16 protein-coding genes and 1 tRNA gene are annotated in these 15176 nt (G+C 62.2%); 7 read left to right on the top strand and 10 right to left on the bottom strand.

Annotated elements, in window-relative coordinates; genetic code table 11:
- Positions 1-71 precede the first annotated feature (71 nt).
- The 4 genes from nirD (at position 72) to rraA (ending at position 3374) form a co-directional block, all read left to right on the top strand.
- Positions 72-389 (top strand): nitrite reductase small subunit NirD, encoded by a 318-nt coding sequence (gene nirD, locus ACEUCR_RS17760; RefSeq protein ID WP_408791677.1) that lies wholly within the window; start codon positions 72-74, stop codon positions 387-389.
- 131 nt (positions 390-520) lie between these two features.
- The gene (gene nirC, locus ACEUCR_RS17755; RefSeq protein ID WP_408791675.1) at positions 521-1333 is read left to right on the top strand and encodes a nitrite transporter NirC; all 813 of its coding nucleotides are present in this window, start codon (positions 521-523) and stop codon (positions 1331-1333) included.
- 12 nt (positions 1334-1345) lie between these two features.
- Positions 1346-2746 carry a siroheme synthase CysG gene (gene cysG, locus ACEUCR_RS17750; protein WP_408791673.1) on the top strand — a complete coding sequence of 467 codons (1401 nt, stop codon included), beginning with the start codon at positions 1346-1348 and terminating at the stop codon, positions 2744-2746.
- Between the two features lie 142 nt (positions 2747-2888).
- Positions 2889-3374, top strand: a complete 486-nt coding sequence (gene rraA, locus ACEUCR_RS17745) for a ribonuclease E activity regulator RraA (RefSeq protein ID WP_041998003.1) — start codon at positions 2889-2891, stop codon at positions 3372-3374.
- Between the two features lie 313 nt (positions 3375-3687).
- Here rraA and ACEUCR_RS17740 read toward each other — a convergent pair whose 3' ends face one another.
- The 3 genes from ACEUCR_RS17740 to ACEUCR_RS17730 form a co-directional block, all read right to left on the bottom strand.
- Positions 3688-4359, bottom strand: coding sequence for a 7-cyano-7-deazaguanine/7-aminomethyl-7-deazaguanine transporter (locus ACEUCR_RS17740; protein ID WP_111874256.1), 672 nt, complete (start codon positions 4357-4359; stop codon positions 3688-3690).
- Positions 4360-4452: 93 nt separating this feature from the next.
- The gene (locus ACEUCR_RS17735) at positions 4453-4740 is read right to left on the bottom strand and encodes a DUF3630 family protein (RefSeq protein ID WP_392445556.1); all 288 of its coding nucleotides are present in this window, start codon (positions 4738-4740) and stop codon (positions 4453-4455) included.
- A 34-nt stretch (positions 4741-4774) separates the two neighbouring features.
- A complete protein-coding gene (locus tag ACEUCR_RS17730) occupies positions 4775-6202 on the bottom strand; it encodes a protein adenylyltransferase SelO (protein ID WP_408791671.1) in 1428 nt (475 codons plus the stop codon).
- A 105-nt stretch (positions 6203-6307) separates the two neighbouring features.
- Between ACEUCR_RS17730 and ACEUCR_RS17725 the strand changes: the two genes are divergently transcribed.
- Entirely contained in the window at positions 6308-6610 is a 303-nt protein-coding gene (locus ACEUCR_RS17725; protein ID WP_041998011.1) for a c-type cytochrome, read from the top strand.
- 123 nt (positions 6611-6733) lie between these two features.
- On the opposite strand, the gene recQ is transcribed toward ACEUCR_RS17725, so the two are convergent.
- Positions 6734-8557 carry an ATP-dependent DNA helicase RecQ gene (recQ, locus tag ACEUCR_RS17720; RefSeq protein ID WP_408748114.1) on the bottom strand — a complete coding sequence of 608 codons (1824 nt, stop codon included), beginning with the start codon at positions 8555-8557 and terminating at the stop codon, positions 6734-6736.
- A gap of 124 nt (positions 8558-8681) precedes the next feature.
- Between recQ and ACEUCR_RS17715 the strand changes: the two genes are divergently transcribed.
- Both ACEUCR_RS17715 and ACEUCR_RS17710 read left to right on the top strand, forming a co-directional pair.
- On the top strand, positions 8682-9146 hold the full coding sequence (locus tag ACEUCR_RS17715) for a thioesterase family protein (protein ID WP_041998015.1): 465 nt from the start codon (positions 8682-8684) through the stop codon (positions 9144-9146).
- Between the two features lie 121 nt (positions 9147-9267).
- Positions 9268-9795: an AbiTii domain-containing protein gene (locus tag ACEUCR_RS17710; protein ID WP_111874262.1), complete on the top strand. Its 528-nt coding sequence runs from the start codon at positions 9268-9270 to the stop codon at positions 9793-9795.
- 258 nt (positions 9796-10053) lie between these two features.
- Here ACEUCR_RS17710 and ACEUCR_RS17705 read toward each other — a convergent pair.
- From ACEUCR_RS17705 to ACEUCR_RS17680, 6 genes are all read right to left on the bottom strand, one after another.
- A tRNA-Pro gene (locus ACEUCR_RS17705) sits at positions 10054-10130 on the bottom strand.
- Between the two features lie 149 nt (positions 10131-10279).
- Entirely contained in the window at positions 10280-10987 is a 708-nt protein-coding gene (locus ACEUCR_RS17700; RefSeq protein ID WP_111874263.1) for an MOSC domain-containing protein, read from the bottom strand.
- 43 nt (positions 10988-11030) lie between these two features.
- Positions 11031-11873, bottom strand: a complete 843-nt coding sequence (locus ACEUCR_RS17695; protein ID WP_111874264.1) for an ABC transporter permease subunit — start codon at positions 11871-11873, stop codon at positions 11031-11033.
- A gap of 73 nt (positions 11874-11946) precedes the next feature.
- Positions 11947-12852 carry an ABC transporter permease subunit gene (locus tag ACEUCR_RS17690; protein ID WP_041998023.1) on the bottom strand — a complete coding sequence of 302 codons (906 nt, stop codon included), beginning with the start codon at positions 12850-12852 and terminating at the stop codon, positions 11947-11949.
- Positions 12849-14003 (bottom strand): polyamine ABC transporter ATP-binding protein, encoded by a 1155-nt coding sequence (gene potA / locus ACEUCR_RS17685; protein ID WP_041998025.1) that lies wholly within the window; start codon positions 14001-14003, stop codon positions 12849-12851. The genes ACEUCR_RS17690 and potA overlap by 4 nt, the downstream gene beginning before the upstream one ends.
- 77 nt (positions 14004-14080) lie before the next feature.
- Positions 14081-15151, bottom strand: coding sequence for a polyamine ABC transporter substrate-binding protein (locus tag ACEUCR_RS17680; RefSeq protein WP_408760936.1), 1071 nt, complete (start codon positions 15149-15151; stop codon positions 14081-14083).
- Between the last annotated feature and the right edge of the window lie 25 nt (positions 15152-15176).

The following is a 15176-nucleotide window of genomic DNA, read 5'->3' as shown; positions in this document are numbered from 1 at the left end:
ATACTCCCTGGCACCGGGGTTTGCGCCCTGATCGATAGCCAGTTCATCCAACTCGATGTGGAGATTAAGCGATGAAACTCGCCTGCCAACTCAACGACATACTCCCTGGCACCGGCGTCTGTGCCCTGCTGGAAGGGCGCCAGATCGCCCTGTTCCGCCCGAGCGCGGCCACCGAGGTGTTCGCCATCGACAACCGGGATCCCTTCTTCGCCGCCAACGTGCTGTCGCGTGGCATCGTAGGTGAACACGAGGGTGAGCTCTGGGTCGCCAGCCCGCTCAAGAAGCAGCACTTCCGCCTGCGCGACGGTCACTGCCTCGAGAACGCCGCCATGTCGGTGCAAAGCTATCCCGCTGAGGTGCGCGACCAGCAAGTCTGGGTCGCCGTCTGATGTCGACAACCCCCAGATCTATGTCGGTACAGGGATACCCCGTTGAAGTGCACGACCAGCAGGTCTGGGTCGCCGTCTAACACCATGCATATCAGGGCTGCCCGCGGGCGGCCCTCTTGAAGGAAACAAAGATGTATACCGACACCATCAACAAGTGCGCCGCCAACGCGGCCCGCATCAACCGCTTCGAGCGCAGCGACAAGCTCGGCTTCTGGCTCAGCTCCGCCATGGCGGGTGCCTATGTGGGCCTTGGCATCATCCTCATCTTCACCTTGGGCAATCTGGTTGATCCCAGCGTGCGTCCGCTGGTGATGGGGGCCACCTTCGGCATAGCCCTCACCTTAGTTGTCATCGCCGGCTCCGAGCTGTTCACCGGCCACACCATGTTCCTCACCTTCGGGGTGAAGAGCGGCAAGATCGCCATAGCCGATCTGCTGCGCATCCTGCCCCAGACCTGGGCCGGCAACCTGCTTGGCTCCATAGCAGTGGCGCTCATCTACTCCTACGGCGGCAGCCTGCTGCCGGACGCGGGCAGCCTGGCTCACAAGGTGGCGCTGGCCAAGACCCAGGCACCGGCCCTGACCCTGTTTATGAAGGGCGTGCTGTGCAACTGGCTGGTCTGCCTCGCCATCTGGATGGCGCTGCGCACCGAAGGGGCCGCCCGCTTCATCGCCATCTGGTGGTGCCTGCTGGCCTTCATCGCCTCCGGCTACGAGCACTCGGTCGCCAACATGACCCTGTTCGCCCTCTCCTGGTTTGGTGCCCACTCCGAGGCCTACACCCTGGGCGGCATCGGCCACAACCTGCTGTGGGTGACGCTCGGCAACACAGTCTCCGGCGCCCTCTTCATGGGCCTCGGTTACTGGTATGCCACCCCCAAGGCGGAGCGTCCCGTCCCCGTGGCCGACGCCAGCGCCACCGCCAGCCAGCGCAAAGCAGCCTGATCAGGAGGCCCCATGGACTACTTGCCCATCTTTTGCCGACTCGACAACAAACCCGTGCTGCTGGTCGGCGGCGGCGAAGTGGCACAGCGCAAGGCGCGCCTGCTGCTGGATGCCGGTGCCCAGCTCACAGTCGTGGCCCCCGAGCTCGACCCCGAGCTGGCGGAACTGGCTGCCAACGGGAGCATCGAGTGGCTGGCCGGTGAATTCGCGCCGGCACAACTGGCAGGCAAGTGGCTGGTGGTGGCCGCCACCGATCGGCGCGAGGTGAACGCGCTGGTCTACCAGAGCGCGAACCAGGCGCGGATCTTTGCCAACGTGGTGGATGACCCGACACGCTCCAGCTTCATCATGCCGTCCATCATCGACCGCTCGCCGCTGATGGTGGCCATCTCCTCCGGCGGCAAGGCCCCTGTGCTGGCCCGGCTGCTGCGGGAGAAACTCGAAGCCATGCTGCCCCAGCACCTGGGGGCCGTGGCGGCCTTCGCCGGCAGCCTGCGGGATCGGGTCAAGGCGCGCTTCGCCACCATGGGGGAGCGGCGCCGCTTCTGGGAGCGGTTGCTCGGGGCCGACCGGCTCGGCCAGGCGCTGGCACGGGGGGATAGCGCCTCTGCCAATCAGCTGGCCGATAGCCTGTTTGCCGAGGAGAGCAAGGCTCACGGCGAAGTCGTGCTGGTCGGTGCCGGTCCCGGCGATCCCGGCCTGCTCACCTTGCACGCCCTGCGCCAGATGCAGCAGGCTGACGTGGTGGTCTATGACCGGCTGGTCTCGGACGAGGTGATGGCACTGGTGCGCCGGGATGCCAAACGTATCTTCGTCGGCAAGCAGACGGGCAACCACTGCGTGCCCCAGGAGGGGATCAACCAGCTCTTGCTGGAGGAGGCGAAGAAGGGGCAGCGGGTGGTGCGGCTGAAGGGGGGCGACCCCTTCATCTTCGGCCGTGGCGGCGAGGAGCTGGAGACGCTGGTCGGCAGCGGCATCGGCTTTCAGGTGGTGCCGGGGATCACGGCCGCCAGCGGCTGCGCCGCCTACGCCGGTATTCCCCTGACCCACCGCGATCACGCCCAGAGCGTGCGTTTCGTCACCGCCCACGGCAAGGGGGGCGCCCGGGATCTCGACTGGCCGCTGCTGGCCAGAGACAAGCAGACCCTGGTGTTCTATATGGGGCTTTCGTCCTGCGGGGTGATCCGCGCGCAACTGCTGGCCCACGGCAAGGGGGGGGGCACCCCGGTGGCGCTGATCGAGCGCGGCACCCAGCCGAGCCAGCGGGTCATCCGCGGCACCCTGGACCAGCTGCCCGCGCTGGCGGTGGGGGTCGAAAGCCCGGCCCTTATCATGGTGGGATCCGTGGTGACCCTGGCGGACAAGCTCGCCTGGTTCGGGGAAGCGGCACCGAGGCAGAGGGCATCGGCCTGATGAGGTCTGGATAGGGGCAGGGCGCGGCGCCAGCAGCCGGGTGACGGGCGCGCCAGCCATTTGTTGTTCAAGGAATATTCATTGAAATGCCAGGCTCAGTCCTTATACTGGATCCACCTGTTTCCAGCGGTGGACTGACACAATGGAATACAACACTTCAGAACTGTGCGACATCTATCAGGACATGGTCGATGTGCTCGAACCCATGCTCTGCTCCTTCGGCGGACGCGCCTCCTTCGGTGGTGTCATCACCACGGTCAAATGCTTCGAATCCAACGGTCTGATCCGTGAGATGGTCAAGGAAAACGGCGTCGGCCGCGTGCTGCTGATCGACGGCGGCGGCTCCATGCGCCGGGCGCTGATCGACGGCGAGATCGCCACCACGGCGGCGGAAAACGAGTGGGAAGGGATCGTCTGCTACGGCTGCGTACGCGAGGTCGACGTGCTGGAAGATCTGGATATCGGCATCCAGGCCCTGGCCGCCATCCCGGTCGGTGCCGATCGCAAGGAAGTGGGTGAAACGGATCTGCCGGTCAACTTCGGCGGCGTCACCTTCCTGCCGGATGACCACCTCTATGCAGATACCACAGGGGTGATCCTCTCCCCGGATCCGCTGGATATCGAATAGGCCGTGCCCGGCCCGAAGAGATGGGAGCCGCTGGCTCCCATTTTTTATGGGAAAATGGCGGTAAAAGAGGGAAAACAGCGGAAATTGGGCAAAAAAAGAGGGCCAGAAATACTGGCCCTATAACTGGAAGCAATGTGAGCAATGTCGTGCTTTCACAAGAAGTCACCATGTTGGAACGAATGGGGCCTATCCCGGAACGCAAGTTAACAATAATCATTCTCATTTGACTTGGCAACCCTTATTTCTCCGATCTTGCAAAAAAATTGACCACCCTGGGGTGGTCAATATCCATGCCGGAGTCGTCAGGCAACAATCAGATGCCGGAGGTCGCCGACAATCCCTCACCATGGGCAGAACCCACCAGCTTGCGACTGAGATAGCGCAGCAGGACGCCGTAGAGCGGCACGAACAGGCCGAGGCTTATCAGCAGCTTGAAGACATAGTCCACGGTCGCTATCTCGACCCAGTGTTCAGCCATGAAGGGATCCGTGCTGCGCCAGAAGGCGATGCTGAAGAAGGCCAGGGTATCGACCAGGTTGCCGATCAGGGTCGAGGCGGCCGGCGCCACCCACCAGGCCCCGCGCTGCCGCAGCCGGTTGAACACCACCACGTCCATGAACTGGCCCACCAGATAGGCCATAAAGCTGGCCAACGCTATCCGGGCAACAAAGAGATTGAACTCCGCCAGCTGACCCATCCCCTGATAGCTACCCTCGAAGAACAGCACGGAGAGCACATAGGAGACCGCCAGCGCCGGCAGCATCACCCTGCGGATGATGGCGCGGGCCAGGCCCGGGCCGAATATCCGCACCGTCAGATCGGTCGCCAGAAAGATGAAGGGGAAACTGAAGGCACCCCAGGTGGTGTGAAAGCCAAAGAGGGTGATCGGCAGCTGCACCAGATAGTTGCTGCTGGCGATGATCAGGATGTGGAACAAAGCGAGGCGCGTCAGCGCCGTCTGGTGCTGAGCAGGGGTCAGATTCATATTGTGACCTTTTTGGTTAATGGGGTTAGGGAACCCATAGCGCCACCATGGCGCTAATCGAGGGGCGGCATTATACGCCCCCACCGCCATAGTTCAATCCTTGTGCTGTCGCGCCAGCCAGCCCAGGGTCGCCCTCCCCTCCTCGTCGTCGGCACTCAGCCAGCAGCCGCTGTGATGCTCGAAGTGCAGCCAGAGGCGACACTCCTCGAACGCCAGCTGCCAACAGTGGCGATCGGCGCCGCTGTCCCGTTGCAAGGCAGAGAGCTCCCACTCAGCCAGCAGATCCTGTGCCAGGACGGGGAAGCTGTCCCAATCCAGGGCTGGATGGCCCAGCAACAGTATGCCGGCCTCCTCATCCCAACCCATCACATGCCAGTGCAATGACATGGCGATCCTCCTCTGGTCCGTACCCGGCTCAGCTGCTGCATGAGAGCGCCTCCCCCAGATACCAGTCAGGATGCGGGGTGGCAAGCTCCTCGAACTCGGGCTGCTCGTCATAGGGATGCTGCAACGCCGCATAAAGCCGCTCAAACGGCGCCATGTCACCCCGCTCTGCGGCCTCGATCACCCCCTGGGCCAGGGCATTGCGCAGCACATACTTGGGATTGACGGCATCCATCCGCGCCTTGCGAGTCGCGTCCTCACTCCCCTCCCGGGCCAGGCGCGCCCGATAGGCATCGAGCCAGCCCTGCCAGGGGGTGGCATCCGGCAGCAACGTCAGCAGGGAGGCAGGCCAGGGCCCGCTCGCCTCGACCAGGGCGAGGCGACGCAGGAAGAGGTGGTAATCAATCTTGTCCGCCGCCAACTGCTGGAACATCTGGCGGAACAGGGCCGGGTCTTCATCCTCCCAGGTCTCCAGGCCAAGCCTGGCGCGCATCAGCTCGGAGTAGTGCAGCATCAGCTGATGCTCGTACTGACCGAGGGCCGCTGCCAGAGCCTCCCCATCCACATGATCCGCCAGGGCCTGGGCCAGCTTCTGCAGGTTCCAGTAACCCACGGCTGGCTGCTGGCTGAGGGCATAGCGGCCACCGCTATCGGTATGGTTGCAGACAAAATCGGCCTCATAACCGTCGATGAAGCCGTAGGGGCCGTAATCCAGGGTCAGCCCCAGGATGGACATGTTGTCCGTGTTCATCACCCCGTGGGTAAACCCGACCGCCTGCCACTTGGCGATGAGGCGGGCGGTACGGCGCACCACCTCGGCGAACAGCTCGGCGCCGCTCTCCAGTTCGGGGAAGTGATGGCGCAGCAGATAGTCGATCAGCAAGGGGATCTTCTCCCCCTGGCCGCTCCAGGCGAAGTATTCGAACTGGCCGAAACGCAGGTGGCTCGGCGCGGTGCGCAGCACGGTCGCCCCCGTCTCCACCGTCTCGCGATAGACGGGCTCGTCGCTGCCCACCAGCACCAGGGCGCGGGTGGTGGGGATGCCGAGGGCATGGAGCGCCTCGGAGGCCAGGTATTCGCGGATGCTGGATCTCAGCACGGCGCGGCCATCGCCGAAGCGGGAAAACGGCGTCTTGCCCGCCCCTTTCAGGTGCAGATCCCAGCGCTGGCCATCGGGGGCCTGCTGCTCTGCCAGCAGCAGGGCGCGGCCATCTCCCAGGCGCGGGCTGTAGCCGCCGAACTGATGGCCCGCATAGACCTGGGCCACCGGCTGCATGCCCGGCAGGGGCCTGGCCTGGCCGCAGCAGGCCAGCCACTGTTCATCGCTCACCTCCCCCAGCCCCAGCTCGCCGAGCAGCGGGCGGTTGAGGTGCAGCAGGCGCGCGTTGGCCAGGGGCTGGGGCGCCACCGGCTCGCAGGCCCAGGGCAATTCGGTGGCAAAACTATTGATCAGCTTCATGGTGGTGCGATTCGTCCCTGCGTATGCTCGTGTCACTCTGTTATACCGCCGTCGGCCGGTTCCGGCTAACGGGCGATGGTTCTATTTCATTTCAAGGAGAAGAAGATGCAAAGATGGGTATATGCCCTGCCCTTGCTGGCACTGGCGTGGGGGCAGCATGCCAGGGCGGCCGATATCGAGGCGGGCAAGGCCAAGGCGGCGGTCTGCGCCGCCTGTCACGGGGTAGATGGCAGGGCCCAGATCCCCCACTATCCCCATCTGGCCGGTCAGAATGCTGCCTATCTGCTGAAACAGATGAGTGCCTTCAAGGAGGGCAGCCGTCAGGAGCCGCTGATGGCCCCCTTCATGGCGATGCTGACCGAGGCAGACATGGAGAATCTGGCGGCCTATTACGCCAGCCTGAAATAATTCACGGCGTCCGGCCAACGGGCGCCATCCTCTGATGTGCCACCCTTCGGACCTGAGTCTGCCGGGTCGATGATGCTTCGCTAATCGACCCTACCGACGGCAGTAGTTCCACCAGGGTCGATCCTACCGACGGCAGTAGTCGATGATCAGATCCATGAAGGCTTCGCCGAAGCGTTCCAGCTTGCGCTGGCCAACGCCATTGACCGCCAGCAGCTCCGCCTCTGTCATCGGCATCAGCTGGGCCATCTCCACCAGGGTGGCGTCGTTGAACACCACATAGGGGGGCACCTCCTCCTCCTCGGCGATCTGCTTGCGCAGGGCCCGCAGCTCCTTGAACAGCCGCTTGTCGTAATTGGCGTTGTCCAGCAGGCCGCTGCGCTTCTCCTTGCGGCTGGAGATGGGTTGCAGACGCGGCACCGCCAGTGCCAGCGTCACCTCGCCGCGAAGCACGGGGCGGGACGCCTCCGTCAGCTGCAACACCAGGTTGCGGGTAATGTTCTGGGTCAGCAGTCCCTTGTGGATCAGCTGACGGATGACGCTCATCCAGTATTCGTGACTCTGATCCTTGCCGATGCCGTAGGTCGACAGCTTGTCGTGACCATGATCCTTGATGCGCTGGTTGAGAGAGCCCCTGAGCACTTCCACCACATAGCCCACCCCGAAGGCCTGCCCCACCCGCCAGACGCAGGAGAGCGCCTTCTGGGCATCTTCGGTACCGTCATAGCTCTTGGGGGGATCCAGGCAGATGTCGCAGTTGCCGCACGGCTTGTCGTTGTACTCGCCGAAGTAGTTGAGCAGCACCTGGCGGCGGCAGGTCTGGGCCTCGGCGAAGGCCGCCATCACATTGAGCTTGTACTGCTCCACCTGCAGCTGCTGGGGGTTCTCGATGTTGTCGAGCAGGCGACGTACCCGGCCTATGTCGGCGGGATCATAGAGCAGCAGCGCCTCGGCCGGGGTGCCGTCCCGCCCGGCTCGGCCTGTCTCCTGGTAGTAGGACTCGATATTCTTGGGCACGTCATAGTGCACCACGAAGCGCACGTTGGGTTTGTCGATCCCCATGCCGAACGCCACCGTCGCCACCACTATCTCGACATCATCCTTGAGGAAGTCTTCCTGGGTGCGCTGACGCTGCTCGAGCGGCAGACCGGCATGGTAGGGTGCCGCCTTGCTGCCGTGGCGTACCAGGCGCTCGGCCACCTCCTCCACCCGGTTGCGGCTGGAGCAGTAGACGATGCCGCAGTTGCCCTTCTGACCCTGGACGTAGCGCAGCAACTGTTCTGCCGCCTTGAACTTCTCCACCAGGCTGTAGCGGATATTGGGTCGGTCGAAACTGGCGGTATGGACGAAGGGATCCTGCAGTTCGAGGCGATGCAGGATATCGCGCCGGGTCGCCTCGTCGGCGGTGGCGGTGAGGGCCACCACGGGCACCTGGGGGAACCACTGCTTGAGCCGGCCCAGGGCCGCATACTCGGGGCGAAAATCATGACCCCACTGGGAGACGCAGTGGGCCTCGTCGATGGCAAACAGGCCGAGGGGCTGCTCGGCCAGCCTGTCCATGAATTCGTGTTGCAGCAGCCGCTCGGGGGAGACATAGACAATCTTGATCTCGCCCCGGCGCATGGCGGCAAAATGCTGGATCAGCTCCTCCCGGCTCAGGGCCGAGTTGATGTAGGCCGCCGCCACCCCGTTGGCCCGCAGGGTGTCGACCTGATCCTTCATCAGGGAGATGAGGGGGGAGACCACCACCCCCAGACCGGGCCGCAGCAGCGCCGGGATCTGGTAGCAGAGCGACTTGCCGCCGCCGGTGGGCTTGAGCACCAGGCCATCGCGGCCCGCCACTATCTGCTCGATGATATCGAGCTGACCCGGCCTGAACTGCTGATAGCCGAACACCGCCTGCAGCAAGGCAAGAGGCGTGTCGGGCAGGGTTTCGGCGATGACGGTCATGGGCTCTCCTTTGGGGTCGCCATTCTAAAGCAGCCGCCGCCCACAATAAACCTGCCATTGCGACTGTTAACAATGTGTTGCAGACTGGTTGGAGTTTTTACTCGGCTTGACCAGGGATGGATCGATGAAGCAGATGATGAAGAAGATGGCGCTCAGTGGCATTGCCAACCTGTTCGCCGAGAGGATGCCGTTCAACAAGCTGATCGGCATGGAGGTGACCCACTACGACTTCGACAGGGTCGAGCTGCGCATCAAGATGGATGACAAGCTGGTCGGCAACCCCTTTCACCACATACTGCACGGCGGCGTGACCGCCACCCTGCTGGACGTGGCGGGCGGCATGATAGTCGCCGCCTCCTGCATCGACGAGCTGGAGGAGTTCTCCCCCAGCTACCTCAAGGAGCGTTTCTCCCGTCTCGGCACCATAGACCTGAGGGTCGACTACCTGCGCCCCGGCCGTGGCGAGCTGTTCATCGCCACCGCCCACATCATACGGGCCGGCAGCAAGGTCGCCGTCGCCCGCATGGAACTGCACAACGAAGCGGGCACCCACATCGCCTTCGGCACCGGCACCTACCTGGTGGGCTAAACGCCGAGACTGCATAAAAACCGAACTTTTAATCAATCTTTAATCATTGGATTAATTACCCCCTCACCATCATCCGGTCCATACTGGAGGTCGGGATTGTGATGCAGATAGGGAGAGATTGATGAGTGCGAGTCTGGCGGTCGCTTCACCCAGTGTCTTGTTGCAGCAACTTGAATCCATGCGCAACGAGGTGCAGACACCCGAATGTCGTCACTGGCTTGAACAGGAGCTTCAGGGTTATGCCCCGGACGCTCAACTGCCCTGGTACCGCATCATCGCCTGTCGGCAACGTGGTCACTTCTTGGATCTGAACACAGGACGCTATCTGACTTGCCATATCGGCAGTCAAACGCTGTGCCAACGCGATTTGGCCCATATTCAGTTCATCTATGCCCGCGCCCCTGCCGCTCACTACCTGTTGCACCCCAGTTCCGATATAGAGCCTTGGCCCGACGATCTCAAGGAGCAATACCAGGCCTTGCTGATCCCTGGCTACCTCTGCCTGCAAGCCTGGCACGAGCCCGTTTCTTCCTTGCGGTTACGCTTGATGGAGGGTATTGAACAGTTCATCAACGAGTATCCCAAACACGCGGCTCTGCAACCTCAACACAGCTTCAAGGCGTTGCAGCACAGTCATTGGCATATCTGAGAGAGCGCCCGGCGCGCAAGGAGGGCACCATAGACAAGACCCATAGCGAGCTAGTGACAATCTGAAAGATCACGGGATCAGCAACAGATCTCACCCAGGGCCACCGAGCGGTGGCCCGCTTTTTTATGGCGAGCCACCCTCTGACAAGAGGAAGAAGAGGAAGAAGAGGGAGAGAGGGGGAAGGCGACTGCCCATGAAGGACCCATACCGGGACTCAGAATGCGAAAAGGCCGCTCTGTTGAGCGGCCTTTTCTAATATGGTCGGTGTGAGAGGATTCGAACCTCCGACCCCTTCGTCCCGAACGAAGTGCGCTACCAAGCTGCGCTACACACCGATGTCTGCGGGGCGAGAATTTACCTAAACCCCGCACTGGGCACAAGTCTTTTTTCAGTTGAGCCGCAAAAAAAGCGCCATTCGCTCAACTCTTGGGCGATTCGGGCCATGTGCTGGAAAAACCTGTCCGCTCCGCGACTTGGCGCCGCCTTATTGCGGCAGACGGAACTCGGCCGGCCCCAGCAGCCGGCGACTCCAATCCGCCACCCGGCCGTGCTCCAGCCAGTGAGCCGCATGCTGCCGCCAGCCCGGTGACAAGGCCTGGGTGTCGGTCAGCAACAACAGATCGTCTTCGTTGCGTACCCCATTGAACAGGATGTCGGCGCAACGCTTCACACTCAGACCAGGATAGGGACGATCGACCAGGGTCAGATCGGCATCGGGGGCCACCATGCCCTCCTCCAGCACCCGCATCAGCCAGCCGCAGCGACCGCTGAGCTGCATCACCTGGGAGAGCTGGCCATAACCAAACCGCAGATTGAGCTTGAAGCAGGGAGAGCGCGGCTGACTGATCTGGATCAGCGCCTCGCCGAGCCGATAGACATCGCCGATGCAGGCCTGGCCCTCGGTCAGGCCGAGACCGGACAGGTTCTCGCCAAAGGCAGCCGGTTGCCAGGCGATGGCGGGTTCGGGCAACGCCATGGCCTGTTGCCAGGTCTGCCACCAGAGATAGTGCTCAGCAGGGTAATAGTGCAGGGCGCGTTCCATGCCGCCGTGGTGACGTGTATCGCTCTGCTCGTCTCCGTCCAGCCCCACAAAGGAACAGAAAACGGGATCCGTGACGATGGACTTGTGGATGGCACTGGTGAGGGTCGGGGTCAGCGCCGAGCCCTGGCCACGAAAGAGGGATATCCGCATTCTCATCCTCCTGATTGACGAGAGAATGCGGATATTATCAGACTCAGGTCACCGACTGCATCTGCAGCATCTGGGAGATTTCCGCCCGGCGCCGCTTCTCGGCGCGGGCCATCAGGAACCAGCTGGTGAAGGTGAACAGCGACACCGACAGCAGGATGAGACTGGCCACCGCGTTGATCTCGGGTTTGACCCCCAGGCGCACCGCGGAGAACACCTCCATCGGCAGCGTGGTGGAGCCGGGGCCTGAGACGAAGCTCGCCAGCACCAGATCATCCAGCGACAGGGCAAAGGACATCATGCCACCGGCCGCCAGGGAGGGGGCTATCATGGGGATGGTGATCAGGAAGAACACCTTCCATGGTTTGGCCCCCAGATCCATGGCCGCCTCCTCGATGGAGAGATCCAGCTCCCGCAACCGCGCCGATACCACCACGGCCACATAGGCGGTGCAGAAGGTGGTATGGGCGATCCAGATGGTCATCATGCCTCGCTCGGCGGGCCAGCCCACCAGCTGGGCCATGGCCACGAACAGCAGCAGCAGCGACAGACCCGTGATCACCTCCGGCATCACCAGGGGGGCGGTGACCATGCCGCCAAACAGGGTACGTCCCTTGAAGTTCGGGATCCGGGTCAGCACGAAGGCGGCGACCGTCCCCAGGGCCACGGCGGCGATGGCGGTGTAGAAGGCGATCTCCAGGGAGCGCATCACAGCCGTCATCAGCTGGGTGTTGTCGAGCAGGCCGAAATACCACTTCAACGACCAGCCGCCCCAGACGGTCACCAGCTTGGAGGCGTTGAAGGAGTAGATCACCATGATGACCATGGGCAGGTAGATAAACAGCAGACCCGCCACCAGCATCAGACTGGGAAAATTGATGCGTTTCATGCTTTACCCTCCAGCTCTTTGGCCTGGTTGCGGTTAAAGAGGAATGACCGGGGCAGGATCAACAGTTCAGTCTTCATGCCTTGCCCTCCAGCTCTTTGGCCTGATTGCGGTTAAAGAGAATGATGGGGACGATCAGCACCGCCAGCATCACCACCGCCAGAGCAGAGGCCACCGGCCAGTCGCGGTTGTTGAAGAACTCCTGCCACATCACCTTACCGATCATCAGGGTCTCGGGGCCGCCGAGCAGCTCGGGGATGACGAACTCGCCCACCACGGGGATGAACACCAGCATACAGCCGGCAATGATGCCGTTCTTGGAGAGGGGCACCGTTATCTTCCAGAAGCTGTTGATGTTGCTGGACCCCAGATCGGAGGCCGCCTCCAGCAGGCTCATGTCATGCTTCACCAGGTTGGCGTAGAGCGGCAGGATCATGAAGGGCAGGTAGGAGTAGACCACGCCGATATAGACCGCCAGGTTGGTATTGAGGATCTGCAGCGGCTCGTCGATCAGCCCCAGGCTCAGCAGGAAGCCATTGAGCAGACCGTTGTTGCTCAAGATCCCCATCCAGGCGTAGACACGGATCAGGATGGCGGTCCAGGTCGGCATCATGATCAGCAACAACAGTACCGTCTGGTTCTCCTTGTTGGCCCGGGCGATGGCATAGGCCATGGGATAGCCGATCAGCAGGCAGATGAGGGTGCTGAAGAAGGCCATCTTGAGGGAGCCCAGATAGGCGGCCAGGTAGAGCTCGTCGTCGCCGAGCAGCACATAGTTGCCCAGATTGAGCAAGATGGTGAGCTGATCATCGGCCCAGCTCACCACATCCGTGTAAGGCGGTATGGCCACGTCCGCTTCGGCGAAGCTTATCTTCACCACTATGATGAAGGGCAGCAGGAAGAAGAGGAACAGCCAGAAGAAGGGGATGCCGATCACCAGCCGGCGCCCCCCCAATCGCTTCATTCGTCTCAATGCCATCATGATTGCAGCACCACGCCACTGTCATCTTCCCAGTAGAGGAACACCTGATCATCCCAGGTTGGCCGCTTGCCGTGGCGTTCGGCATTGGCGATGAAGGCCTGCACGATTTTGCCCGAGGGCAACTGGATGTGATAAACGGAGTGACCCCCCAGATAGGCGATGTCATAGACCAGCCCCTTGGTCCAGTTGAAGTCGGGGTGTTCGAGATCGGCCGGCTTCTGGGTACTCATCAGCAGCTTCTCGGGACGCAGGGCGTAGGTCACCTTCTTGTTCTCGGCCCGGGAGCTGATGCCGTGCCCCACATAGATGGGCTGCTCCAGATCGGCGCAGGCGATGGTGGCGTGGTCCTGCTCGTCTTCCACCAGCAGGCCGTCAAACAGGTTGACGTTGCCGATGAACTCGCACACCAGGCGGCTGGCCGGAGTCTCGTAGATGTCCATGGGGCTGCCAATCTGCTCGATGCAGCCCAGGTGCATGATGGCGATGCGCTCGGCCATGGTCATAGCCTCTTCCTGATCGTGGGTCACCATGACACAGGTCACCCCGACCCGCTCGATGATCTCCACCAGCTCCAACTGCATTTGGGAGCGCAACTTCTTGTCCAGCGCCCCCATGGGTTCGTCCAGCAGCAGCAGCTTGGGACGCTTGGCCAGGGAGCGGGCCAGGGCCACCCGCTGGCGCTGGCCACCGGAGAGCTGGTGCGGCTTGCGCTTGGCGTACTGGTTCATCTGTACCAGCTTGAGCATCTCCTCCACCCGGGCATCTATCTCCGCCTTGGGCAGGCCATCCTGCTTGAGGCCGAAGGCGATGTTCTGGGCCACAGTCATGTGGGGGAACAGGGCATAGGACTGGAACATCATGTTGATGGGGCGCTCATAGGGCGGCATGTCGGTGATGTCGACCCCATCGAGAAAGAGCCGTCCCTCGGTCGGGCGCTCGAAGCCGGCCAGCATCCGCAGCAGGGTGGATTTGCCGGAGCCCGATCCCCCCAGCAGGGCGAAGATTTCCCCCTTGTTAATGGTCAGCGAGACGTTGTCGACCGCCAGGGTCTCATCGAACTGCTTGCTGATCCTGTCAATTTTTACCAGCACCTCCTTGGGTTGCTGGCTGCCCTCGAGGGCTTTCTTATAGGCACTGGAGGCTATTGCCATTACCACTCACTCCCGACTTGAAATAGTGACCAGAGGGTCATTCCATAAAGCAACTGGCGCCCGGGCGGGCGCCATGGTTAAGTGCCGGACTTGATTTTTGTCCAGCTCCGGGTCATCAGGCGCTGTATCGCGCGGGGATGCGCCTCCTGCACATAGAGCCGCTCCAGCACCGCCTGGGGGGGGTACACGGACGGGTTGTCACGCACGCTCTCATCCATGAAGGGACCCGCCTTGGCATTGGGGTTGGCGTAGCCCACGTAATCGCTCACCTTGGCGATCGCCTCCGGGGTGAGCAGATAGTTGATCAGGGCATGGGCCTCCTTCACATTGCTGGCGTCGCTTGGGATCGCCAGCATGTCGAACCAGAGGTTGCCCCCTTCCTTGGGAATGCTGTAGGCGATCTGGATCCCCTTGCCCGCTTCCTCGGCCCGGGAGGCCGCCTGCAACACGTCTCCCGAGAAGCCGGCGGCGACGCAGATGTTGCCGTTGGCCAGATCCGAGATGTACTTGGAGGAGTGGAAGTAGGTGACATAGGGCCTGACCGCCAGCAGCTTCTGCTCCGCCAGCTTGATGTCGGCAGGCTCATGGCTGTTGGCATCCTTGCCCAGATAGTTGAGCACGGCCGGGATCATCTCGTCGGCAGAATCGAGGAAGGCCACCCCGCACTGGGTCAGCTTCTTCATGTTTTCCGGCTCGAAGAGCATCGCCCAGGAGTCTATCTTGTCGACCCCCAGCACCTGCTTCACCTTGTCGACGTTATAGCCGATGCCATTGGTGCCCCACAGATAAGGGATGGCGTACTGGTGGCCCGGATCCACCTTGTCGAGCTGACGCATCAGGGTCGGCTCCAGGTTGACCATGTTGGGCAACTGGGACTTGTCCAGCTTCTGGAAAGCCCCCGCCTTGATCTGCTTGGCGAGAAAGTTGTTGGACGGCACCACCAGGTCGTAACCGGTGCGCCCTGTCAGCAGCTTGCCTTCCAGGGTCTCGTTGGAATCGAACACGTCATAGACGGTATCGATGCCGGTCGCCTTCTGGAAGTCACTGAGGGTGGTCTCACCTATATAGTCAGACCAGTTGTAAAAATGCACCACCGGCTGAGCCAGTGCCGCGTTCGCCAACCCCAGCGTCAGGGTCATGGTTATCATCTTGGAAATATGCACGTCTTAACTC

The organism is Aeromonas bivalvium, from assembly GCF_046078285.1.
Taxonomy (GTDB): domain Bacteria; phylum Pseudomonadota; class Gammaproteobacteria; order Enterobacterales; family Aeromonadaceae; genus Aeromonas; species Aeromonas bivalvium.
This window is presented reverse-complemented; position numbering and strand designations above follow the sequence as displayed.

Coding starts and splice junctions, on each gene's coding strand:
- nirD (WP_408791677.1), top strand. CDS start 72: ATGAAACTCGCCTGCCAACTCAACGACATACTCCCTGGCACCGGCGTC.
- nirC (WP_408791675.1), top strand. CDS start 521: ATGTATACCGACACCATCAACAAGTGCGCCGCCAACGCGGCCCGCATC.
- cysG (WP_408791673.1), top strand. CDS start 1,346: ATGGACTACTTGCCCATCTTTTGCCGACTCGACAACAAACCCGTGCTG.
- rraA (WP_041998003.1), top strand. CDS start 2,889: ATGGAATACAACACTTCAGAACTGTGCGACATCTATCAGGACATGGTC.
- ACEUCR_RS17740 (WP_111874256.1), bottom strand. CDS start 4,359: ATGAATCTGACCCCTGCTCAGCACCAGACGGCGCTGACGCGCCTCGCT.
- ACEUCR_RS17730 (WP_408791671.1), bottom strand. CDS start 6,202: ATGAAGCTGATCAATAGTTTTGCCACCGAATTGCCCTGGGCCTGCGAG.
- ACEUCR_RS17725 (WP_041998011.1), top strand. CDS start 6,308: ATGCAAAGATGGGTATATGCCCTGCCCTTGCTGGCACTGGCGTGGGGG.
- recQ (WP_408748114.1), bottom strand. CDS start 8,557: ATGACCGTCATCGCCGAAACCCTGCCCGACACGCCTCTTGCCTTGCTG.
- ACEUCR_RS17715 (WP_041998015.1), top strand. CDS start 8,682: ATGAAGCAGATGATGAAGAAGATGGCGCTCAGTGGCATTGCCAACCTG.
- ACEUCR_RS17710 (WP_111874262.1), top strand. CDS start 9,268: ATGAGTGCGAGTCTGGCGGTCGCTTCACCCAGTGTCTTGTTGCAGCAA.
- ACEUCR_RS17700 (WP_111874263.1), bottom strand. CDS start 10,987: ATGCGGATATCCCTCTTTCGTGGCCAGGGCTCGGCGCTGACCCCGACC.
- ACEUCR_RS17695 (WP_111874264.1), bottom strand. CDS start 11,873: ATGAAACGCATCAATTTTCCCAGTCTGATGCTGGTGGCGGGTCTGCTG.
- ACEUCR_RS17690 (WP_041998023.1), bottom strand. CDS start 12,852: ATGATGGCATTGAGACGAATGAAGCGATTGGGGGGGCGCCGGCTGGTG.
- potA (WP_041998025.1), bottom strand. CDS start 14,003: ATGGCAATAGCCTCCAGTGCCTATAAGAAAGCCCTCGAGGGCAGCCAG.
- ACEUCR_RS17680 (WP_408760936.1), bottom strand. CDS start 15,151: ATGATAACCATGACCCTGACGCTGGGGTTGGCGAACGCGGCACTGGCT.